We start from the raw sequence: 22,363 nt of genomic DNA, 5'->3' as shown, positions 1-22,363 counted from the left end.
TCATTATATTACTCCTTTTTATATTAAACATAATATTAATTATTCCCTAATCTTGGACGCTTATTTTTTGCCTGATCTGATCAGCTGTTAATAACAAGCAATGGTGTATCTGAATGAAAAACCATTTTTCTGGCAATACTTGGATTAAATAATCGAGCAAATATATTCCTTTTGTAAGAAGTCAAAGTGATTATATCTATATGATTATCTTTGATATACTGATCAAGTCCCTTTAATAAATTATCATTCATCACTACGTCATAATGAATTTCAAGCCCCGGATATTGCTTGTGAAAATATTCTTTTATACCTGCCAGTTTTATTTCATTCCAGGTGTCTTTAGAATCTGTAAGGTGTATCAAAGATACAGAAAAATGGAATGATTTCCAAGTATTAAAGAATGCCTCGAAAGCAATTAGATCTCTTTGATCAAAATTGGTAATAAAGGCAATCCGTTTTGCTTCACTAAACTGTTTGAATGGTGTATTTTCTGGAATAGCCAATACAGTCGTGCGACTTCTGTCAATAACTTCAGCGGTTACACTGCCAATTAAATCAATGTCTTTCTGATTTTTACCTCGGGTACCCATAATGATAACCATAGGACGCTGTTCTTTGGCATATCTTAAGATTTCCTCCTCTGGAATACCTTCACGTAAGATGCAGCTATATTTAACGTTGGGAAATTCGCCTGATGCAACTTTTTCTTTTATCTTCTCTGATAAAGCATTGAGATCAGAATGGACTTTTTGGATAATCGTTTTTACAGATTCTTCATCTCCAATCTGGTAATTGAAAACATCTCCATAAGGCAACGACGAAGCATATATAGGCGTAAAATAGACATGCAACAGGATGACTTCCGCATTTTCTATTTTTGCCAGGTTAAATGCAAATTCACATGCTTTCATCGAATAATTAGAGAAGTCGACAGGAATTAAAATCTTATTTGATTTATCTTTCACTTTGGGCTCCTTCTCTCCCACTATACTTTCAGACAGCCATGTAGAACTTTCTGTTATTTTTAAAGCACGTGGCAAATCGCTTTCTTTAATTCTTAAACGCACTCCCGATGAAACAACCGGTTGTATTTGATTAACGTTATGAATGTAGGTTTCTATACCTTCATTTTCCAAGACATTCTTTAAGATCTGCGCTTTGGTGTATGTCAGAATGGCCAGGGTTACTAATTTGTCTTCCATAAATGTACATTTTATAAGGTGAAAACAAATAAGAAATCCCAATTGTTTGATTCAATTGGGATTCAGTTTGTTATATTTTAAACTTGCACAGATTCGGTAGCCTGTTCTTTTTGCATACTCATATTCAATTCATCTAGGATTTTTAAAGCCCGATCAAGAACGGTCGTGTCATCCAACATTACAAGCCCACCATCTGGACCGGGCTCGAGATGTATTCCGACGCTTTTTCCCTCCTTGAAATTGTGTCCTCCGAAGAAGTTTCGCACTGTATCTACGTGCAAACCAAGTTCGTCTGCTATTCTATGCATGCTACCGCTAGGCAATGAATCTTTAATTTTACGAAGTTCATTAAACGTTATTGTTCTCATGTCTCATAAATTTAATGGTTAATACTATGTGATTTTTTTATCACGCTATAAACTTAAGCAAAAAAAAAGATAAAACAAATTATTTGCTTATCTTTTTTTCTTGAATATATAAAATCTATTAATGACCTTTATATCACCTCGATAGCAGAAGCTGGTACCCACCCGACTTTTCCATCTTCCAGTCGAATTTCTTTCCATTCTTTCATGGAGTTGTCTTTGACACTTACCTTTCTCCCTTCATGGAGAATAAACAAGCTAGTTCCACTTTCGCTTGGAGTACTCCGTACTGTTACACTCGGATTCATTACTATCGCCTCACTTCGATTAACCAAATGTTCTTTTTGTTGCGAAGCAAAAAGATTAGAGCAAATGGTGACAATCAGCAAAATGAGTCCTGATATGAATCCTATTTTCTTTAACATAATCTGTTTGGAGAATATAAAGAAATAGAGAGCGATAATCAATAGAATAAAGGAGACAATCCCCCATGTGGCCCATGCATCTACACTCATACTATTTGTCAGAGACTTGATCCATGATACAAAGAACACTTCAGGAACAGGTTCAACCTTGTCTATTGTTTTTGCACGTGCCACTTCAAGATTAGCACGGATGTCACCATTTCCTGGTTGTAATAGCAGAGCACGCTCATAATTTAAAACAGCTTTCGCTATCTCCCCTATTTTATAATAACTATTTCCCAGATTGTAATAGACATCGGCAGCTTCTCCATTTTTCAGTAATGCTTCATATATCTGAATAGCTGCTGCATAATCTTCTTTTATATATGCGGAATCTCCTTCAGCTTTTGTTGCATCTTCCAGTGTATTACTGGAAAATGTGGTATGCGAAGCGTGGATAGAATCAACTCCATTCGTTTGTCTAGTATCAATGCTTAACGAATCTTGTCCGAAACAAGTAAGCGACATTGATAATAATATAAAAAATAATATCTTTTTCATGACATAATCTCTTCTGGGTTAATGTTTTATTGAATTCTCCATTTTGCTTATTACTTCTATTGAAGAAGAATAAACTTTATCCATAGCTTGATTCTCATCACCTGGAGCAAACCGGGCAAATTCACAATCATTCAATGCGTTCAGGAATTCTTTGATCAGTTCCTCATTTACTCCGTGATTTCTTAGTTTTTCTTCAATATTATCTTTAGATAAACGAGATACCGGAATATTCAGTTTGTCACTTATATATCCCCACAATGCCTTTAATACCTCATCGTAGAAAGCATCTTTTTTATTTTCGGAGAGTAATTTTCCTGCAAGCTTCATTCGCTTCGTTGCCACTTTATTTGCTTTTTTCGTACGCATTTTAGCAACATTTGCATTTTCAGCAGCTTGTTTACGATAAATAATGAAGAAAATAATAAAGGCAAGAGCCGGAATGATATAGAACAACCAATATGTCATTGAACCATAGAAGAAACTTCCTTTAGGTTGGAGAGTAACTTCATTCTGTTTGATATAACGGATGTCTTCACCTAATACTTTCAAGTCCTCTTTATTCGTGAAGTTAGCAATTACTTGATCCGCATTACCTGCACCTTTCTCAACATTTACTACATAATCTTCTGTTTTCAGTGTTTTGTAAGACTTGGAGCGAATATCAAAATAGCTGAAAGATACTCCCGGAATCTTATATGTTCCGGCATGTCTCGGAATTGCCAAATATTCAATAATTTTATTGCCTGTGAGTCCTTCCCGGGTTAATCTGACTTGATTGTCTACTTTGGGATCATATACTTCAAAATCATCCGGGAATTTAATTTCCGGATTAGAAATCAACTTCAGGTTACCTGTACCGGATATTACCAGTTTAATAGTAATAGCATCATTGGTTTTCAGTTCCTTACTGTTGATAGAAGAAGATATATTGAACTCTCCCACTCCACCTGAAAAATCTGCAGGTTTACCCGTAGGAAGCGGATTGACATTTATTGCTATCTTAGGAGTGGAAATATTTTTTTTAATTTCAATGACATTACTTCCTCCATTGAAGAAGGCATCAAAAGGATCATCTGATTGCACAGGTTTTCCGATAGTCATCTGGAACTGTGCTGGATCAATATATAGCTTTCCTGATTGTTGCGGGAAGAGAACAAACTGGCGATAAACCGTTGTATAGTAATTACGTCCCTGATAATGCTCCGGAGTCCATCTTGCATTAGTTGTCATTTCTATTTCTTGAGAATGGAAACCTTTAAAGTCGGGCAATTTCGCATTATTAAGTTGTAAGTTGGATTCTCTGGTGTATATTTTATAGGTCAGGACAAAAGCCTCCTGTTCATACACATTTGTTTTACTGGCACTTGCCATAATAAAAAGGTCCTGATTAGAGACACTTGTACTAGATGAGGAATGTATAGAACCACTACTACTATTATTTTGCCCGTTATTGCCACCTTGATCTTGTGGCAATACTTTAATCTTTACTGAGTTTGACACCATTTGGTCACCATCGGCAACAATGGAGGCACCGGGTATTGTGTATTCTCCGGCATTATTAGCCATTAATATGTATGTAAATGTAATACTACTAGTAGATGTAACATTACCATTCACTATTTGAGTACTACTTTGTTGTGAACGGCTTGGACCCATCAATACATCAAAACCTTTGATTGATGGTGCCCGAAAATCTTTCACTTTTTGTGTAGTTACAATATACGACAGCCTGAATTGTTCGCCTACTACCACTGCATCAGGAGCAGAAGCAGTAAAAGACACCTTATCAGCAAACGCATGAGTGCTATATGCTATCAATGCCATCAATATAATAATCAGTTTTTTCATTGCTTATGAAATTTATATCATCAACTTTATATTACCAATCTTTTTCCAAGCGACCGCCTTGCATAACTTTTTGTTGTTTCTTCACTTTATCCTGCACATCTTTCTCGTCCTGCATGACAGAATTCAGTAATTGTTCAGCATTCTCCTTCGACATCTGATTGTCTTGTTTCTTTTCAGATTTCGGTGGTTGCTGCTGATCTTTCTTTTCATCTTGTTTCTGATCCTTCTGTTTGTCTTTATTCTGGTCTTGTTTCTGATCTTGCTTTTGCTGATCTTTGTTTTGGTCCTGATTTTGATCTTGATTCTGCTGATTTTGTTGGTCTTTCAGCATTTTCTGTGCGAGAGCCAAATTGTACCGGGTTTCATGATCGGTAGGATTATTACGCAGTGACATTTTATATGCATCTACAGCTTTGGCATAGTCTTTACCAGCCTGGAAAATTACTCCCATATTGTGGTAAATATGGGCGAGTTTCATTTTATCTTTTTCTATTTTGCTGGCCGATACATATTGTTCCATGGCATCCTGAAACTTTTGCTGTTGCGAAAGGGTATTTCCTAGATTATACATGGATACCGTAGACTTGGGATTAGCTTCCAAGGCCTTCCGGTAGTTCACCTCTGCATCAACAAATACGCTATCATTAAACAGACGGTTTCCCTTACGGATATAGTCGCGTTCTGCTTTCTGAGCCGATACACCAGCTGCCGCTAACAGAAATACAGCGAATAGAATATATTTACTTTTTAACATACGTATAACTATTTCTTATTAGAAAACAGGTGAATGTTCTTAAATAAAGGATTTTTGCGATCCAGAATTAAGATTTCTGCCAATAACAATAGTAGAATAACCCATGCAATAGCCTGGAATTGTTCGTTAAACTCCGTATATACTTTCGACTCTACATCAGACTTCGCCATTTTATTTACTTCTTGATTGATGGCCTTTTGGGCTGAATTAGAATTATCTACTCGTACATATATACCTTTTCCTTCTTTTGCAATTTCCTGACACATAGCTTCATTCAAACGGGTAACGATCACATTACCTTCCCGGTCGCGGCGGTAATCATTCGTTCCTTCCACCGGTATTGGAGCGCCATCAGGCATACCTACTCCCAATACACTTACCTGAATACCCTTTTCTGCCGCAGCTTTGGCAGCTTCCACTGCACCACCTTCATGATTTTCACCATCAGTAATGACAATAATGGCGCGACCTACCCCTTCTTGCGGGGTGAAACTACGGGCTGCCAGATTGATTGCTTCCCCAATAGCTGTACCCTGTTTAGAAATCAACGAAGGACTAATGGATTCTAAGAACATCTTAGCAGAAATATAGTCACTTGTAATTGGCAGCTGTGTAAAAGCGTCACCGGCAAATACAATCATACCTACCTTATCATTATCAAGCTCATCTACTAATCTGGATATTAATCTTTTTGCTTTTTCTAAACGGCTAGGCTGTACATCCTGCGCTAACATGGAGTTTGAAATGTCCAAAGCAATAATTACCTCTACTCCCTTACGTTTAACCGTTTCCAGTTTTGAACCGAATTGAGGGCGTGCCAGTAATACGGAGAACAAACCAATAGCAACAAAAATAATCCAGAATTTTACATCCGGACGATATTTGGATACGTCAGGCATTAACTGAGCCAACAAAGTCGGATCTCCGAAATGTCGGATATTCTTTCTCCTCTTGTAATTGGAATACAAGTAGAAAGCTGCTAAAAAAGGTAATAGCAGCAATAAATATAAATATGTAGGTTCTCCAAATCGAAACATCTTCTTACTATTTTATGATTGGCAAATAACGATTGACAAACATCCTTATGGAATTTTCTTGAGTACCGAATTACGTAATAGTACTTCCAACAAGACACAGAGGAAAGCTGCTAAAGCAAACCAATGATATTCTTCGTCCCGCTTACTATACTCTTTTACATTCAGTTTAGTCTTTTCCAGTTTATCAATTTCTTCATATACTTCTTTAAGCTTCGAGTTGCTAGTAGCCCGGAAATAGTTACCATCTGTCGTTCCGGCGATCTCTGTCAATGTCTTTTCATCAATTTCTACCGGCATACTTACATATTGCACCGTATTTCCGACTGGATAAGGATAAGGAGCCATTCCATTGGTACCTACTCCGATGGTATATACACGAATACCAAAGCTTTTTGCTATTTCTGCCGCTGTCATTGGTGAAATATCTCCCTTATTATTAGTACCATCCGTCAATAGGATAATAACTTTGGATTTTGCTTTGCTATCTTTTAAGCGGGTTACAGCATTTGCAATACCCATACCGACAGCAGTACCGTCAGTGATAAGACCACATTTGATATTATGTATCATATCCAACAATACAGCATGGTCTACAGTCAACGGACATTGGGTAAAAGTTTCTCCTGCAAATAATGTAATACCGATATTATCATTGGGACGTCCATTGATAAACTCTGCAGCTACGTCTTTAGCAGCTTCCAGTCTGTTCGGCTTCAAGTCTTCAGCCAGCATACTGGTAGAAACGTCGATAGCCAGCATAATATCAATTCCTTCTATCTCACTGTTCTGCCACTTATTAGTAGTTTGCGGGCGTGCAAGAACCAAAATAACCAGTACTAAAGCAAGGCAGCGTAATAGAAATGGAACATGCAACAAATAATTCTTATAACTTTTAGGTGTATGTGCATATACCCGGGCATCCGAAATTTGAAGAGTTGCTTCACTTTTCTTTCGCTTCAGGATATACCATACAATATACGGTATAAGCAATAATAGCAAAAACAGATATTCAATATTGGCAAAAACCATTTTATTTATGATTTAACAGTTTACTATTTAGTATTAAGCTATACATCCTTTATACAAAAAGATTGTATAACTGTAGACCTATATATATAAAGGTACCGATCAATGCTGCTGATAACAATGCAATTCCACAAATCAGCATAGCTTTAACACGTAAAGAACGTTTCTCAATAATAGTGATTTCCGTTGGTTGCGGTTTCTGATTTTCCTCTTCCGGTTGTTTGGTCTCATTGATAAAATCAATGGCATTGATCAAATTAGCATCGTTTTCATTCATCTGAGGATTATGCTTCGCGAACTTCACTAAATCAGCAGTCTGGAACAATAGTTTTAGGTCTGATATGGCTTCTTTATCATTCATTTCCAATAACTGATCGATTATTTCAGAAGAAGTCATTTCCAATGCATTAAATCCGAAACGGTCCTTAATATATGTACGAATAGCATCGGTTAGTTCGGTATAGTACTCCTTCGATTGCCCTTTCTGCCATACCTTCTCTGTCTTGATACGTTCTATCTCTTTCATTGCAGCCTGATGTGGCGGCAATTTGGGTTCAACTTTAATTTTACGGATAATCGGCTTATTATCACGTATACGAACAATCAGATAAATCAGTAAACCAAGCAAAGGTAAAGCCAGGAATGAGCAAGCGATCAATCCATACCAGTCTTCCCATGCGAAAGGCGCTTTCATCACAGGTTTTTGTCCGAAGAACTGGTCAGGATGTAAGGTGTCAACCGGCATTGAATATACTTTTAATGCCAAAGCTTTGGAGTTGTACACTTTCCCATCTACGGTAACCGGCATTGGCGGCAGATAATATAGAGCAGAGTCAAAAGAAGTGATAATGTACTCCTGCGTAATCACCATCCGCTGGCGATCGTTCAGGAATTGGGTATCGGGTTTGACTGTTTCTATAATTTCCACACCTCTTACCAACGTATCAGTGTAAGCAGGAAAAATAGCACGCTGTTTGGCATCCATGGCTACTTGCAATTGCACTTTCGCCTGTTCGCCGATCAGTATCTGCAATGAATCAATTTTTGCTTCTACTGTAACAGACTGCGCTACTGCTTTACTGACAAACAATAGACCTAATAATGCTATCAGAATAATATTTCTATTCATCTTTGATTCCATTAATTTCGTTTGGCAAATAAATTCAACAATGCCTTTACGTAATCCTGATCGGTTCTGACGGATACAGCATCTACGTTGCTTTTGGTAAAAGTATCGTTCAGTTCAGTCTGCTTTTGTATCCACCAGTCGCGATGTGCCCGGCGTACAGCTTTGGAAGAGGTGTCAATCCATTGTTCATGCCCAGTTTCTGCATCTTTGATTCGCATCAGTCCTACTGGAGGAAGATCACTAAGTCTCCTGTCGTATACTTGCAATGCTACTACATCATGTTTCCTGTTAGCAATGGTCAGCGCATTCTTAAAGCTTTCCTGGTCAATAAAATCTGATAAGATAAATGCAGTGCAACGTCTTTTCATTACGTTTGTCAAATATTCCAAGGCAAGACGAATATTTGTGCGACGACTTTCCGGTTGGAAATCAATCAATTCTCGGATAATATATAAGATATGTTTACGTCCTTTCTTGGGAGGAATAAACTTCTCTATCCGGTCTGAAAAGAAAATCACACCTATTTTATCATTATTCTGGATGGCAGAGAAAGCAAGAGTAGCAGCGATTTCCGTCACCATATCTTTCTTTAGCTGCTTGATCGTACCAAATTCCAAACTTCCGGAAACATCAACCATTAACATAACTGTCAGTTCACGTTCTTCTTCAAACACTTTCACATAAGGTTTATTGAAGCGCGCAGTCACATTCCAGTCTATGTCACGTATATCATCACCGAATTGATATTCACGGACTTCCGAAAATGACATACCCCTACCCTTGAAAGCCGAATGATACTGGCCTGCAAAGATATTGTTAGACAATCCTCGTGTCTTTATTTCAATTTGGCGAACTTTTTTTAGTATTTCACTTGTTTCCATTTATACAGTAGTTAATTAGTAGGTAGTTAAGTAGTCATGCATAGATACTTATGACTACTTATTGACTGTATTATAACTACAAATTAGGGCACTTCAACCTTATTCAGAATCTTACTGATAATTTCGTCCGAAGTCATGTTGTTAGCTTCAGCTTCGTAGGTCAATCCGATACGGTGGCGAAGAACATCATGTGCTACAGCACGTACATCTTCCGGAATAACGTAGCCGCGACGTTTGATGAATGCATACGTACGAGCAGCTAATGCCAGATTGATAGACGCACGAGGTGAACCTCCGAATCCGATCATATCTTTCAGTTCCTTGAGGTCATATTTATCAGGGAAACGAGTTGCAAATACAATATCTACAATATAACGCTCGATCTTCTCATCCAGATAAACTTGACGAACAACTTTACGTGCTTCAATAATTTCATCCGCTCTTAGAATAGGCTTCACATTAAACTTCTCACCATTGATATTCTGACGAATAATCAATTTTTCTTCTTCCAACTTCGGATAATCAATGACTACTTTCAGCATGAAACGGTCAACCTGTGCTTCAGGAAGCGGATAAGTACCTTCCTGTTCGATAGGATTCTGAGTTGCCAATACAAGGAAAGGTTCCGGTAACATGAATGTTTCTTTACCAATAGTAACCTGACGTTCCTGCATTGCTTCCAGCAAAGCACTTTGTACTTTTGCAGGAGCACGGTTAATTTCATCAGCTAATACAAAGTTTGCGAAAATAGGTCCGCGCTGCACTTTAAAAGATTCATCTTTCTGACTGTAAACCATTGTACCGATAACGTCTGCAGGCAATAAGTCCGGCGTAAACTGGATACGGCTATATTTCGCATCAATCAGAGAAGCGAGTGTCTTAATAGCCAAAGTTTTCGCCAAACCAGGCACACCTTCCAAGAGGACATGGCCATCGGAAAGTAATCCGATAAGCAGTGATTCAACCAAATGTTTCTGACCAACAATGATTTGGTCCATACCTGTCGTAAGATTGGTAACGAAAGCACTTTGTCTTTCAATCCGCTCATTTAGCTCGCGGATATCAATTGATTCAGCCATAAATACTTAATATTTTATTATTTAAATCCCATTAATTTTATGTAAGCCTTGCCTGTGTCATAAGGCTTTTTATTTTGCCCCAAAAGTACGCCATATAATTAACGATTGCAACTAATTTTTATTAAAAAACAATGCGAAATCTTTAGATTAAGGTACTTTCATACGCTTTTGTACATCCATAACACTTCACCCGACCAATACAGGATTTGCATGGTCGGGTGAATGGATTATAACTACTTATTCTTTTGTAAGTTCCGGTATTTCAATAGTTGTGCCATACGGTACATTGTTGGGGTTCTTAATAACCTTCGGATTGTGTTTCACAATGTATGGCCACATTGCCTTTGTACCATAAAAACGCAAGGAAACCCTAGTCAAAGTTTCTCCTTCTTTGATTGTATATTTCGTCTTAGTTCCTGTAATCTTATAAGATGCTGAATCCAGATAGACAGGAGTAGCAGGTTGTTGTGTGACCGTTTGAGGTTCTGCTTTAACAGGAACAGCTTCTTCTTTTTTTGGGGTAACCGGTTGTGTCGTGGTAGCGACTTTGGATACATCAGGCGTTATTGCCTTTGCAGTATCCTTATGTGCAATCGTATCAGAAAGCTGCGCTTCCGGTTGAACGGGTTGGGTGGTTACAGGTGGCATATCCATTGCATTCTTGTCAGATGAAGAAGAAAATAAATCCGGATAATAAATAAAAAGAATGACACCTCCGCATAATAGCAAAACGACTACAATAACAGCTATTAAATAAGGTACAGGAGATTTTTCCTTCACTGGGGCTGTCTTTTTAGAAACCGGTTGGGATACTTGTTCCGGTTGGACCGGTTTTATCATTTCTTTTTCAGCAGGAGACACTATGGGAGTCACAGGTTGCAGATTTGCTTTTAGAAGCTCTTGCTCTATAATCTTTTCGGCAGTGATCTCTTCTTTTTCTTCTTCTATAGATGCTGCTTGCTGCTCATCGATTATCACTTCCTCTTCCGGAACCTCTTCATCTTCCAGCTGTTCTATCTTTTCTTCGATATCAGTCTCTGTAATGGCTTCTTCGGACTCTTTAGGAGACGTCTGTTCTGTCGATTCCTGTGCTATTGCAGATTCCTCAGTAATAGCAGGTTTTTCAATAGACTCTTCCACAGGTGGCTGACTGGCTATTTGCTCTTCCTGAATCGGCTCTTTTTCCGAAAGACCATCATCAGTACCTTCATTTTCTTCTATCACAGTAGTTTTAGAATCACCACCCACCTCATTCAAGACTGCCTGTGCTGATGCTTCCTCTCCTATTTCTTCTTCCTCAGTCTCTTCTATCGGAGTATCTTCCAGAATTGTATTTTCATTCAACACAACAGTCTCAAAGTGTGCAAAAGGTTTATTTATCGTATCCCTTAGATTTGCATCCGGAGAAAATGAGACTTTTGTATGTCCTTTTATCTGGAAACGCTCTCCTGTGTTGACATTGACACTTTCCCGGCTATCTACATCAATAAGTTTGAAAGTTCCCAATCCTTTGATTTTTACAGTCTTTTCGTTTTCCAAGGCTTGCTCTATCAAGAGAAAAAACTCTTTAACAAACGCTTCGGCGTCTTTCTTGGTCATGCTATGTTTGGCTGCCAATAAGTCAGTAAGGTCTTGAATTGTTAGTCTTTCATTCATAACGGGAAATATTTATTTAAACTTATCTTTCAATGTATTGCTAGGTCTATACGATAATACCAATTTAGGTGGAACCAGCATGCGTTGTTTGCTTGCCGGGTTGATTGAGATCCGTTCCGCTTTCTTTTTCACTTCAAAAGAACCGAATCCTTGAATTGCAATCACATTACCTTCTTCCAATTCTTGTGTCATACTGGACAACAAAGAATTCATCAATTCGGAAGTATCTTTGATTGTATATCCCAATCTTTCCGCTAGTTCGGATGTAAATTCCTTATTATTCATAGTCATTTATAATCTTTGCATATAAATCAAAATCGTCCGCATTCACCACTTCTACCTGATAAAACTGTCCGATCTTAAGCTCTCTCTCTGAACGATCAATCAATACTTCCGGATCTACTTCCGGTGAATCAAACTCTGTCCGTCCGATATAATAATCTCCTTCCAGACGATCGATTATAACTTTCATCTGTTTACCGATCTTTTCTGCACTTAACTCTGCCGAAATACCTTGTTGGATATCCATCAATTCATCAAGTCGGGCTTGTTTAACCTCTTGTGGGATAGAATCTTCGTATGTTTCTGCAGCATAAGTCCCTTCTTCTTCGGAATATGCGAAAGCGCCCATCCGATCAAAACGTACTTTACGTACAAATTCTTTGAGATCTTCGAAGTCCTCCTCTGTTTCTCCGGGATGTCCTACCATCAAAGTCGTCCTCAGGTGAATGCCCGGCACTTCTTTACGGAATTGTTCGATCAATTGGTAAGTATCCTCTTTGCTCACTTGTCGGCGCATTAACCTCAACATATTGTCACTGATGTGCTGAAGGGCAATGTCCATGTATTTGCATACATTGTCACGTTCGCGCATAACCCGGAATAAATCTGTTGGAAAATGTGCTGGATAGGCATAATGCAAGCGAATCCATTCCACCCCGGGTATATCAGAAATACGTTCAATCAATTCCGGAAGCATTTGTTTCTTATACCGGTCGATGCCATAATAAGTCAATTCCTGTGCGATCACTTGAAATTCTTTCACGCCTTGCGATACCAAGTATCGTACTTCGTCCAGAATTTCTTCCATTGGTTTGGAAATATGATGTCCTGTAATAATGGGGATAGCACAATAAGAACATTTACGGTCACATCCTTCTGAAATTTTCAGGTAAGCATAATGCTGGGGAGTTGTCAATGTCCGTTCGATATATAATTCATCGTGATAGACCTTTCCCAAGTCCTGTAAAAGCTCCTTCCAATTAAACTTCCCATAAAATTTATCTACCTGTGGTATCTCAACAGCTAGTTCCTTGAGATAGCGTTCGGAAAGACAACCCATCACGAAAAGTTTCTTTAAATCCCCTTCTTCCTTTCTTTCAGCGAACTCCAGAATCATATTTATGGATTCTTCTTTGGCATCACCAATGAACCCGCATGTATTGATTACCGCAATTTCCCCTTGCGGATTTTCAGTGTCATGAGTTACGCTGTATCCGACTTCCTCCAATTGACGCATCAGCTGCTCGGAGTCAACCAGATTTTTAGAACATCCTAAAGTAATAATATCTATCGTCTTTCTTTTCATGCATTTTCTCCAAACAAGGAATCAACGAATTCATTTTTACGGAATACCTGCAGGTCTTCCATGCCTTCGCCTAGTCCGATATACTTAACAGGAATCTTGAATTGATCGGAAATACCAATCACAACACCACCTTTGGCGGTTCCATCAAGCTTAGTGATGGCCATAGCGGTAACTTCCGTCGCCAAAGTAAATTGTTTGGCTTGCTCAAATGCATTTTGTCCGGTGGAACCGTCCAATACCAATAAAACTTCATCCGGTGCATCAGGCACCACCTTTTTCATTACATTCTTAATTTTGGTCAGCTCGTTCATTAAGCCTACCTTATTATGCAGACGACCTGCTGTATCAATAATAACCACGTCTGCGTTATTGGCAACGGCCGAACTAAGAGTGTCATAAGCCACAGATGCGGGATCCGCTCCCATTTTCTGTTTGACTACGGGAACTCCTACCCGTTCTCCCCAAATCATTAGCTGTTCCACAGCTGCAGCGCGGAAAGTGTCGGCGGCTCCCAGATAAACGGATTTACCTGCTTTCTTGAATTGATAAGCTAGTTTGCCAATAGTCGTAGTTTTACCTACCCCATTTACTCCCACAACCATAATGACATAAGGCTTTCTTGCGATGGGTATGTCGAAATCAGCTACATCATCCGAATTATTTTCAGTAAGCAGAGCTGCTATTTCGTCACGTAATATAAGATTCAGTTCCTGAGTATTTACATACTTATCTGCAGCAGCACGTTTTTCGATGCGCTTGATAATATTTAAAGTTGTTTCTACACCGACGTCAGATGTAATCAGCACTTCTTCCAGATTATCTAATACTTCATCGTCTACTTTTGACTTGCCAGCCACAGCACGAGCTATTTTACTGAATACGCTCTCTTTGGTTTTAGATAATCCTTTATCTAAAGTTTCCTTCTTCTCCTTTGAAAAAAAACTAAAAAATCCCATATTTACACTTGTTTGTATAATACATTTGCTACAAAGATATAACAAAGGATTGGAAAAGTAAAAAAAGAAGCAATAAAAAATCCCCTCATTGTTTGCCAATGAGAGGATTTTGCAGTTATAGCGTATATGCTATTTCGATTATTTTTTGAAAAAGTCTTGTACTTTTTCGTTCGGAACCATTTGTTCATCAAAAACGTATGCTCCAGTTTTTGGAGATTTTACCATTTTGATAACCTTGGTATAAGCACGACCTTCTTTAGAACCTTCGTGCAAACTTGCTACTGTTTTCTTTGCCATGGGTTATACGACTTTATTATTTAATTTCCTTGTGTACTGTTACTCTCTTCAGAATCGGGTTGTATTTTTTCAACTCAAGTCTTTCTGTAGTATTCTTTCTGTTCTTAGTTGTGATATAACGAGATGTTCCCGGCATTCCACTGTCTTTGTGTTCTGTACATTCCAGAATCACTTGCACTCTGTTACCTTTTGCTTTCTTTGCCATTGTAAGTTTTCTCCTCTACGTTTAGCCGATTACTTTAATGCTTTTCCAATCACAATAACCTTTAGCCACTGCTTCAGTCAGCGCAGCATCCAGTCCTTTTTTGTTGATAATACGCAACCCGTTAGCACAAATGCTAAGGCTGATCCAACAATCTTGTTCTACATAATAGAACTTTTTGTTAAACAAGTTCAAATCAAAGGTTCTTTTAGTTCTTCTCTTTGAGTGTGAAACATTGTTGCCAATCATGGCTTTCTTTCCGGTAATTTGACAAATCTTCGACATTTCTATCTTATTTTTATAGTTTTATATCTATACTTCTTTCAAACAGGACGCAAAGTAAGCACTTTTATCCGTATAAAACAAGAATTTCCTAAAATAATTCACTTCCAGGCACCTATTTTTCTTTTATTTGAGTAAATCACGGAGCATTAATAGTGCATTATTGCCTGCTCTTTCGATATTCATGCTTCTTCCGCGGTTCGTTTCCTGTTTGTAAGTACAAATTTCGTTTTTATAACCAGCGGCTATCCAAACAGTTCCCACCGGCTTCTCGGGAGTACCACCTCCGGGGCCTGCTATCCCTGAGGTAGCAATGGCGCAATCGGTTTTTAGTGCTTTCATCGCACCTTTTACCATTTCAATCACAGTTTCTTCACTGACAGCCCCATGTTGCTCCAATGTTTCGGAGGAAACGTGTAAAAGTCTCATTTTTACTTCATTGGAATAGGCTACTACACTTCCGTTAAAATATTCAGAACTACCGGCAATGGAAGTCAAACGTGCGGCAATACTGCCTCCGGTACAACTTTCTGCGGTGGAAACGGTCAATTTCTTCTTTTTTAAAAGTTCACCGACTATAACTTCCAAAGGCGTATCTTCTTCACTGAAAATGTCTTCACCAAGTATTTCCTCTAATTTTACTTTTTCACGTTCAAGAAGAACTTTTACTTCCTCCCTGTTTTGTCCGCGTCCTGTCAGTCTAAGACGAATAATACCCAGCTTAGGCAAGTATGCCAATTTGATACATTCCGGCAGAGTGCTCTCCCACGGTTCCAGTTTTTCTGCCAATACGGATTCCGGATAGTTTTGTACGAGAAATGTTTGGTGCATAATCACATCCGTTTGAAACCTCTCGTACAGCTTAGGCAATACACTTTCTGTCATTATGGCAGTCATCTCTTGCGGAACGCCCGGCATGGAAACAAGTACTTTTCCATCTCTTTCGAACCAGCTGACAGAGGCACTTCCTACAGGATTATTTATCACCGTACAATCTTTCGGAACCATTGCTTGGCTTTTGTTGAGTGCATTCATAGGTATTTTCCCTGCCAGTACCCGTTTTACGTTTTCGAATACTTCTTCGTTGAAAACCAGTTCCGTATGAAAGTATTTACATAAAGTTTGTTTGGTGATATCGTCTTTGGTAGGTCCGAGTCCTCCGGTTACTAAAACAATATTCACCCTTTCCATCGCATTATCAATCGCTTCCATGATTTCCTTTTCCCGGTCACGGATTGAAACAATACGAAGAACCTCAATGCCTATTTTATTTAATTCCTGCCCCATCCAGGCTGAATTAGTGTCGACAACCTGTCCTATCAACAGTTCATCGCCAATGGTTATTATTTCGGCAAACATACTTCTTAGTTTTTATCCTATTATATATAAATAAGGTATACCCAATTATAACGTCACACGAGAATAAGCCGGAAGATCAATAGAACAAAAGTCCTTATCCAGATATTTGAAATATCCGGTAATGGCGATCATGGCTGCATTATCAGTTGTATAACTGAATTTAGGGATAAAAATATTCCAGCCATATTTCTCGGCATGTTCCCGAAAAGCATTACGCAATCCATTATTTGCAGAAACTCCTCCGGCTACAGCTATTTCATTAATCTTATATTCTTTGGAGGCTTTTCGTAATTTATCCATCAGAATATCCACTACAGTAGCCTCCAATGATGCTGCAAGGTCTACTTTGTGATGTTCTATGAAATCGGGATCTTCCTTTAACCAGTCGCGTAATGAATATAAAAAGGAAGTTTTCAATCCGCTGAAACTGTAATCCAGACCAGGGATATGCGGTTTGCTGAATGTAAAAGCTTTCGGATTTCCCTGACGAGCCAGTTTGTCAATGATCGGTCCGCCGGGATAACCAAGTCCCATCACTTTAGAGCATTTATCAATAGCTTCACCTGCGGCATCGTCAATAGTCTGTCCGAGAATCTCCATATCATTATAGGCTTTGATCAGTATGATTTGTGAATTTCCTCCGGATACTAGTAAACAGAGAAATGGGAAAACAGGTTGTCGCTCCTCTTCTCCTTCTGCTTTAATAAAATGAGCTAAAACATGTCCTGTCAGATGATTAACGTCAATCATTGGAATATTTAAAGAACGAGCGAATCCTTTTGCAAAGGAGACCCCAACAAGCAAAGACCCCATCAATCCCGGTCCGCGAGTAAAAGCTACTGCGCTCAACTCTTCTTTGGTGACGCCGGCACGTTTTAATGCTTCATGTACTACCGGTACGATGTTTTGTTGGTGTGCCCGTGAAGCCAACTCGGGTACTACTCCGCCGTATGCTTCATGTACGGCTTGACTTGATACCACATTTGACAGCAAATAACCATCCTTGATTACGGCTGCCGACGTATCGTCACAGGAGGATTCAATTCCTAAAATTATTGCACTCATAAGTATTTAAACTATTAAACGGTGCAAAAGTAATCATAAAACTATGATTCGTAACGAACTATTTTATATTTTTGTTCGCAAAATAAAAGTAATCGCATATCAGAACGCTGAAAAAGACTGTACGCTGGGTAGTAGGTATTGTACTGGGAGTATATATCGGGACTATTGTTTTGCTGAATATACCAAACATTCAGCAAGCAATGAGTGTATTTGTAGCTGAAGAACTTTCCGAAGTTTTAAATACAAAGGTAGTGATTGGTAGAATTAATATCGGTCTATTGAACCGTATTATTATTGATGATGTATTGCTTGACGATCAGAGTGGTCAGGAAATGCTTAAAGTCACACGTTTGTCCGCCAAATTCGATATTATGCCCTTTTTTAAAGGAAAGATATCCATTAGCAGTGTTCAGCTTTTCGGATTTAATATCAATCTCCTGAAAGAGACTCCGGATTCACCTCCTAATTTTAAGTTTGTTTTGGATGCTTTTGCTTCTAAAGATACGGTGAAGAAAGAAAACTCCCTTGATTTACGTATTAATTCCATCCTGATTCGTCGTGGAAGGATGTCTTATCATGTGTTGTCGGAAGAAGCAACACCGGGAAAATTTAATGCTAAGCATATTCAGCTTCAAAATATCATCGCTAATATATCGTTGAAGGCATTAAGTAAGGACTCTTTGAATTTAGGGATCAAGCGATTGAGCCTTGATGAAAAAGCATCCGGCTTCTCTTTGAAGAAAATGAGTTTGAAACTGGTTGCCAATAACAAGCAGACAAACATTGATAATTTTACAATAGAATTGCCCGAAACCTTCCTCAAACTCGATACCATTCATTTGGAGTATGATAGTTTGAAAGCTTTTGACCGTTTTACAGAACAAGTACATTTCTCTTTCCGTACTTTGCCGTCGCAAGTTACTTTAAAAGATATTTCTCCTTTTGTTCCTATCCTTTCGCATTTCAAGGAACCGGTGACATTGGATATGGAGGTGAAGGGGACTGTGGATCAGTTGACTTGTTCGCATCTGGAGATTACAGCCGATGGCCGTCAGTTTCGTCTGCGAGGAGATGTATCGCTTCAGGACTTATCGCGTCCACAAGATGCGTATGTATATGGAACTCTTTCCGAACTTTCGGCCAATGCTCGCGGAGTCGGTTTTTTAGTGCGTAATTTAAGCCATAATTATAATGGAGTTCCTCCTCTTCTCGAACGTTTGGGAAACGTGAGTTTTCAGGGAGAAATTTCGGGATACTTCACAGACTTAGTTACTTATGGGCAATTACAAACGAGTCTTGGAAATGTAAAGACCGACTTGAAATTGAGCTCTGATAAGACAAAAGGATTGTTTGCGTATTCCGGAGCTGTCAAAACAGAGGATTTTCAACTAGGTAAATTATTGGATAATGAGGAGTTGGGAGAAATTACTTTCAATCTGGATGTACATGGCCGGCATATTGCTGACCACTTGCCTGCCGTAGAATTGAAAGGACTGATTGCTTCGATAGATTATAGCAGATATAGATATGAAAATATCACACTGGACGGAGAATACAAACAAGGCGGATTTAATGGAAAGATAGCGTTGGATGATCCTAATGGCTCTATTTATTTGAATGGAGACGTAAATGTTGCATCCAAAGTTCCTACTTTCAATTTTCTTGCAGTAGTCAATAAAGTACGTCCACATGATTTGAATCTTACCACCAAATATCCCGATGCAGAGTTTAGTTTAAAACTGAAAGCCAATTTTACAGGTGGATCAGTGGATGAGATGATTGGAGAAATCAATGTGGATAGCTTGGAATTTACAGCTCCGGATAAAGCATATTTCATGCAGAATTTGAATATCCGGGCAACCAAACAAAATGGAGAAAATCAGCTTAGATTGACTTCTGAATTCCTGAAAGCAAGCATAGAGGGAAAATTCCAATATCACACATTACCTGCCAGTATTCTGAATATTATGCGGAAATATGTGCCGTCTTTGATATTACCTCCCAAGAAGCCGATTGAAACCCATAATAACTTTTTGTTTGATATACATATATATAATACGGACATTTTATCTACGATATTTGATATACCGTTAACGGTGTATACTCATTCTACGTTGAAGGGGTATTTTAATGATGCTTTACAACGCTTGCGTGTAGAGGGATATTTCCCCCGTCTGCAATATAAGAACAACTTTATTGAGTCAGGCATGATTCTGTGCGAGAATCCGGCAGATCATATCCGCGCACGGGTTCGTCTGACTAATTTGAAAAAGAAAGGAGCGGTCAATCTATCTCTGGATGCACAAGCTAAAGATGACGATGTCAGTACGACTTTGGATTGGGGAAATAATGCTGCAGCAACATATAGCGGGAAATTAGCAGCTGTTGCCAAATTTCTACGTACAAGCGGAGAAAAGTCCTTATTGAAAGCGATGGTGGATGTGAAACCTACTGATGTTATTTTAAATGATACTCTTTGGAAGATACATCCTTCGCAGGTGGTAGTCGATTCCGGACGAGTGGATGTGAACAACTTCTACTTTAGTCATCAGGATAGATATGTACGTATTAACGGCCGGCTTTCCGAGAATCCTAAAGATACTGTAAAGGTTGATCTAAAGGATATAAATATGGGATATGTATTTGATATTGCAAGTATATCCGACGATGTTAATTTTGAGGGTGATGCAACAGGAACGGCTTATGCAAGCGGAGTGCTTAAAAAGCCTATCATGAATACTCGTTTATTTATAAAGAATTTCTCACTCAACAACGGTCGTTTGGGTGAACTGGATATATATGGTGAGTGGGATAATGAAAACAGAGGTATCCGTTTGGATGCATCCATTCAGGATATATCCCCTTCTCCATCGCGTGTCACGGGTATTATTTATCCATTAAAACCCGAGAGCGGACTTGATTTAAATATTGAAGCAAATGAATTGAATTTGAAATTCCTCGAACATTATATGAAGTCTATTGCCAATGATATTAAAGGGCGGGGAACAGGAAAAGTACATTTCTATGGAAAATTTAAAGGATTGAACCTGGATGGTGCTGTAATGACAGACGCATCCATGAATTTTGATATTTTAAACACGCATTTTGCAGTAAAAGACACCATTCATCTGGCTCCTACCGGATTGACATTCAATAATATACATATTTCTGATATGGAAGGACATTCGGGAAGAATGAATGGATATTTGCATTTCCAGCATTTTAAGAACCTAAACTATCGTTTTGAGATACAGGCAAATAATATGCTTGTGATGAACACAAAAGAATCGACAGATATGCCTTTTTATGGTACGGTGTATGGTACCGGAAATGTATTGCTCTCTGGAAATGCCATACAGGGGCTCGACGTAAATGTGGCCATGACTACAAATCGAAATACTACCTTTACCTATATTAATGGTAGTGTAGCATCGGCTACTAGCAATCAGTTTATCAAATTTGTAGATAAAACACCTCGTCGTACTATCCAGGATTCTGTTCAAGTAATCTCATATTACGAACAAATACAGCAAAAACGTCAGGAGGAGGAAGAACAGAAAACAGATATCCGTTTGAATATTCTGGTGGATGCAACTCCCGATGCCACCATGCGAATCATCATGGACCCTATTGCCGGAGATTATATCAGCGGAAAAGGTACGGGAAATATCCGGACGGAATTTTATAATAAGGGTGATGTGAAGATGTTCGGTAATTACCGGATCAATCAAGGAGTATATAAATTTAGTTTGCAGGAAGTGATCCGTAAAGACTTTATTATCAAGGATGGAAGTACAATAACATTCAATGGTGCACCTTTGGATGCTAACATGGATATACAAGCTTCATATACAGTGAACTCTGCTTCTTTGAATGATTTGATACCGGATGCTTCGGCTATTATACAACAACCCAATGTGCGTGTAAATTGTATCATGAATCTAAGTGGTATGCTGGTACGGCCGACTATCAAACTGGGTATTGAGCTTCCGAATGAAAGAGATGAAATACAAACATTGGTGCGTAATTATATCAGTACGGAAGAGCAGATGAATATGCAGATTCTTTATTTGTTGGGTATTGGCAAGTTCTATACAGAAGATGCCCGTAATAACAATCAGAATTCGAATGTGATGTCATCGGTGCTCTCATCGACTCTTTCCGGCCAGTTGAATAATGCACTTTCACAGATCTTTGAAACGAATAACTGGAATATCGGTACGAATTTGAGTACGGGTGATAAGGGTTGGACAGATATGGAAGTAGAAGGTATTTTGTCGGGACAATTATTGAATAACCGTTTATTGATAAACGGAAACTTCGGTTATCGGGATAATCCGATGGCTAATACTAACTTTGTAGGAGACTTTGAAGCAGAATGGCTGATTACCCGTTCGGGAGATATCCGTTTGAAGGCTTATAATGAGACAAATGACCGTTATTACACAAAAACAAATTTGACTACACAAGGTGTAGGTATCATGTATAAGAAGGACTTCAATAAATGGAGTGATTTATATTTCTGGAATAAATGGCGGTTACGCAATAAGCGGAAACGGGAAGAAGCTGAAAAGGTGAAACCACAACAAACGGACAGCATCACTGATAAAACTGCTAAATCGGCAGTGAAAAGAAAACGTGCACAGGAACAGTAAAAAACAATAAACGATGA

Annotated in this window: 20 protein-coding genes; 1 reads left to right on the top strand and 19 read right to left on the bottom strand. The window is 38.6% G+C overall.

Annotation, left to right across the window (positions count from 1 at the left end; translation table 11 throughout):
* Positions 1 to 80 precede the first annotated feature (80 nt).
* The 19 genes from AB3G73_RS04615 to tsaD form a co-directional block, all read right to left on the bottom strand.
* Positions 81 to 1,202, bottom strand: a complete 1,122-nt coding sequence (locus AB3G73_RS04615; RefSeq protein ID WP_148366689.1) for a universal stress protein — start codon at positions 1,200 to 1,202, stop codon at positions 81 to 83.
* A gap of 77 nt (positions 1,203 to 1,279) precedes the next feature.
* Positions 1,280 to 1,570 carry a hypothetical protein gene (locus AB3G73_RS04610; protein WP_004295969.1) on the bottom strand — a complete coding sequence of 97 codons (291 nt, stop codon included), beginning with the start codon at positions 1,568 to 1,570 and terminating at the stop codon, positions 1,280 to 1,282.
* 128 nt (positions 1,571 to 1,698) lie between these two features.
* On the bottom strand, positions 1,699 to 2,532 hold the full coding sequence (locus AB3G73_RS04605) for a tetratricopeptide repeat protein (RefSeq protein ID WP_074559635.1): 834 nt from the start codon (positions 2,530 to 2,532) through the stop codon (positions 1,699 to 1,701).
* Positions 2,533 to 2,550: 18 nt separating this feature from the next.
* Positions 2,551 to 4,380 (bottom strand): BatD family protein, encoded by a 1,830-nt coding sequence (locus AB3G73_RS04600; RefSeq protein WP_259022943.1) that lies wholly within the window; start codon positions 4,378 to 4,380, stop codon positions 2,551 to 2,553.
* A 31-nt stretch (positions 4,381 to 4,411) separates the two neighbouring features.
* Positions 4,412 to 5,134, bottom strand: a complete 723-nt coding sequence (locus tag AB3G73_RS04595; protein ID WP_004295972.1) for a tetratricopeptide repeat protein — start codon at positions 5,132 to 5,134, stop codon at positions 4,412 to 4,414.
* A gap of 8 nt (positions 5,135 to 5,142) precedes the next feature.
* A complete protein-coding gene (locus AB3G73_RS04590; protein ID WP_258980655.1) occupies positions 5,143 to 6,171 on the bottom strand; it encodes a VWA domain-containing protein in 1,029 nt (342 codons plus the stop codon).
* Positions 6,172 to 6,216: 45 nt separating this feature from the next.
* Positions 6,217 to 7,200, bottom strand: coding sequence for a VWA domain-containing protein (locus AB3G73_RS04585; RefSeq protein ID WP_148366691.1), 984 nt, complete (start codon positions 7,198 to 7,200; stop codon positions 6,217 to 6,219).
* Positions 7,201 to 7,249: 49 nt separating this feature from the next.
* The gene (locus AB3G73_RS04580) at positions 7,250 to 8,326 is read right to left on the bottom strand and encodes a hypothetical protein (RefSeq protein ID WP_004325925.1); all 1,077 of its coding nucleotides are present in this window, start codon (positions 8,324 to 8,326) and stop codon (positions 7,250 to 7,252) included.
* Between the two features lie 11 nt (positions 8,327 to 8,337).
* Positions 8,338 to 9,207, bottom strand: a complete 870-nt coding sequence (locus AB3G73_RS04575) for a DUF58 domain-containing protein (protein WP_148366692.1) — start codon at positions 9,205 to 9,207, stop codon at positions 8,338 to 8,340.
* Positions 9,208 to 9,290: 83 nt separating this feature from the next.
* The gene (locus tag AB3G73_RS04570) at positions 9,291 to 10,286 is read right to left on the bottom strand and encodes a MoxR family ATPase (RefSeq protein WP_148366693.1); all 996 of its coding nucleotides are present in this window, start codon (positions 10,284 to 10,286) and stop codon (positions 9,291 to 9,293) included.
* A gap of 237 nt (positions 10,287 to 10,523) precedes the next feature.
* Positions 10,524 to 11,942 carry an HU family DNA-binding protein gene (locus AB3G73_RS04565; RefSeq protein WP_195650130.1) on the bottom strand — a complete coding sequence of 473 codons (1,419 nt, stop codon included), beginning with the start codon at positions 11,940 to 11,942 and terminating at the stop codon, positions 10,524 to 10,526.
* A 12-nt stretch (positions 11,943 to 11,954) separates the two neighbouring features.
* Positions 11,955 to 12,227 (bottom strand): HU family DNA-binding protein, encoded by a 273-nt coding sequence (locus AB3G73_RS04560; protein ID WP_004306073.1) that lies wholly within the window; start codon positions 12,225 to 12,227, stop codon positions 11,955 to 11,957.
* Complete coding sequence (rimO, locus tag AB3G73_RS04555) at positions 12,220 to 13,530, bottom strand: 30S ribosomal protein S12 methylthiotransferase RimO (RefSeq protein ID WP_148366695.1); 1,311 nt, start codon at positions 13,528 to 13,530, stop codon at positions 12,220 to 12,222. Before rimO ends, AB3G73_RS04560 begins: the two co-directional genes overlap by 8 nt.
* On the bottom strand, positions 13,527 to 14,486 hold the full coding sequence (gene ftsY / locus AB3G73_RS04550; protein WP_148366696.1) for a signal recognition particle-docking protein FtsY: 960 nt from the start codon (positions 14,484 to 14,486) through the stop codon (positions 13,527 to 13,529). Before ftsY ends, rimO begins: the two co-directional genes overlap by 4 nt.
* A 138-nt stretch (positions 14,487 to 14,624) precedes the next feature.
* On the bottom strand, positions 14,625 to 14,783 hold the full coding sequence (locus tag AB3G73_RS04545; protein ID WP_004295982.1) for a DUF4295 domain-containing protein: 159 nt from the start codon (positions 14,781 to 14,783) through the stop codon (positions 14,625 to 14,627).
* A gap of 16 nt (positions 14,784 to 14,799) precedes the next feature.
* A complete protein-coding gene (gene rpmG, locus AB3G73_RS04540) occupies positions 14,800 to 14,988 on the bottom strand; it encodes a 50S ribosomal protein L33 (protein ID WP_002560155.1) in 189 nt (62 codons plus the stop codon).
* Positions 14,989 to 15,009: 21 nt separating this feature from the next.
* The gene (gene rpmB / locus AB3G73_RS04535) at positions 15,010 to 15,270 is read right to left on the bottom strand and encodes a 50S ribosomal protein L28 (RefSeq protein WP_004295983.1); all 261 of its coding nucleotides are present in this window, start codon (positions 15,268 to 15,270) and stop codon (positions 15,010 to 15,012) included.
* Between the two features lie 123 nt (positions 15,271 to 15,393).
* Positions 15,394 to 16,626, bottom strand: a complete 1,233-nt coding sequence (locus AB3G73_RS04530; RefSeq protein WP_367743161.1) for a competence/damage-inducible protein A — start codon at positions 16,624 to 16,626, stop codon at positions 15,394 to 15,396.
* Positions 16,627 to 16,671: 45 nt separating this feature from the next.
* Positions 16,672 to 17,691 (bottom strand): tRNA (adenosine(37)-N6)-threonylcarbamoyltransferase complex transferase subunit TsaD, encoded by a 1,020-nt coding sequence (gene tsaD, locus AB3G73_RS04525; RefSeq protein WP_367743157.1) that lies wholly within the window; start codon positions 17,689 to 17,691, stop codon positions 16,672 to 16,674.
* 200 nt (positions 17,692 to 17,891) lie between these two features.
* Here tsaD and AB3G73_RS04520 point away from each other — a divergent pair, with 200 nt between their 5' ends.
* Positions 17,892 to 22,346, top strand: a complete 4,455-nt coding sequence (locus AB3G73_RS04520; protein WP_195650129.1) for a translocation/assembly module TamB — start codon at positions 17,892 to 17,894, stop codon at positions 22,344 to 22,346.
* Positions 22,347 to 22,363: the final 17 nt, after the last annotated feature.

Origin of the sequence: Bacteroides sp. L008, from assembly GCF_040812255.1 — a bacterium.
GTDB lineage: Bacteria > Bacteroidota > Bacteroidia > Bacteroidales > Bacteroidaceae > Bacteroides > Bacteroides vicugnae.
The sequence above is the reverse complement of the archived record's forward strand: the minus strand, read 5'-3'. Positions and strand labels throughout refer to the sequence as shown.

Bases quoted from the DNA above. Each gene is read 5' to 3' on its own strand.
- AB3G73_RS04615 (WP_148366689.1), bottom strand. From the start codon at position 1,202: ATGGAAGACAAATTAGTAACCCTGGCCATTCTGACATACACCAAAGCG.
- AB3G73_RS04610 (WP_004295969.1), bottom strand. From the start codon at position 1,570: ATGAGAACAATAACGTTTAATGAACTTCGTAAAATTAAAGATTCATTG.
- AB3G73_RS04605 (WP_074559635.1), bottom strand. From the start codon at position 2,532: ATGAAAAAGATATTATTTTTTATATTATTATCAATGTCGCTTACTTGT.
- AB3G73_RS04600 (WP_259022943.1), bottom strand. From the start codon at position 4,380: ATGAAAAAACTGATTATTATATTGATGGCATTGATAGCATATAGCACT.
- AB3G73_RS04595 (WP_004295972.1), bottom strand. From the start codon at position 5,134: ATGTTAAAAAGTAAATATATTCTATTCGCTGTATTTCTGTTAGCGGCA.
- AB3G73_RS04590 (WP_258980655.1), bottom strand. From the start codon at position 6,171: ATGTTTCGATTTGGAGAACCTACATATTTATATTTATTGCTGCTATTA.
- AB3G73_RS04585 (WP_148366691.1), bottom strand. From the start codon at position 7,200: ATGGTTTTTGCCAATATTGAATATCTGTTTTTGCTATTATTGCTTATA.
- AB3G73_RS04580 (WP_004325925.1), bottom strand. From the start codon at position 8,326: ATGAATAGAAATATTATTCTGATAGCATTATTAGGTCTATTGTTTGTC.
- AB3G73_RS04575 (WP_148366692.1), bottom strand. From the start codon at position 9,207: ATGGAAACAAGTGAAATACTAAAAAAAGTTCGCCAAATTGAAATAAAG.
- AB3G73_RS04570 (WP_148366693.1), bottom strand. From the start codon at position 10,286: ATGGCTGAATCAATTGATATCCGCGAGCTAAATGAGCGGATTGAAAGA.
- AB3G73_RS04565 (WP_195650130.1), bottom strand. From the start codon at position 11,942: ATGAATGAAAGACTAACAATTCAAGACCTTACTGACTTATTGGCAGCC.
- AB3G73_RS04560 (WP_004306073.1), bottom strand. From the start codon at position 12,227: ATGAATAATAAGGAATTTACATCCGAACTAGCGGAAAGATTGGGATAT.
- rimO (WP_148366695.1), bottom strand. From the start codon at position 13,530: ATGAAAAGAAAGACGATAGATATTATTACTTTAGGATGTTCTAAAAAT.
- ftsY (WP_148366696.1), bottom strand. From the start codon at position 14,486: ATGGGATTTTTTAGTTTTTTTTCAAAGGAGAAGAAGGAAACTTTAGAT.
- AB3G73_RS04545 (WP_004295982.1), bottom strand. From the start codon at position 14,783: ATGGCAAAGAAAACAGTAGCAAGTTTGCACGAAGGTTCTAAAGAAGGT.
- rpmG (WP_002560155.1), bottom strand. From the start codon at position 14,988: ATGGCAAAGAAAGCAAAAGGTAACAGAGTGCAAGTGATTCTGGAATGT.
- rpmB (WP_004295983.1), bottom strand. From the start codon at position 15,270: ATGTCGAAGATTTGTCAAATTACCGGAAAGAAAGCCATGATTGGCAAC.
- AB3G73_RS04530 (WP_367743161.1), bottom strand. From the start codon at position 16,626: ATGTTTGCCGAAATAATAACCATTGGCGATGAACTGTTGATAGGACAG.
- tsaD (WP_367743157.1), bottom strand. From the start codon at position 17,691: ATGAGTGCAATAATTTTAGGAATTGAATCCTCCTGTGACGATACGTCG.
- AB3G73_RS04520 (WP_195650129.1), top strand. From the start codon at position 17,892: ATGAGTGTATTTGTAGCTGAAGAACTTTCCGAAGTTTTAAATACAAAG.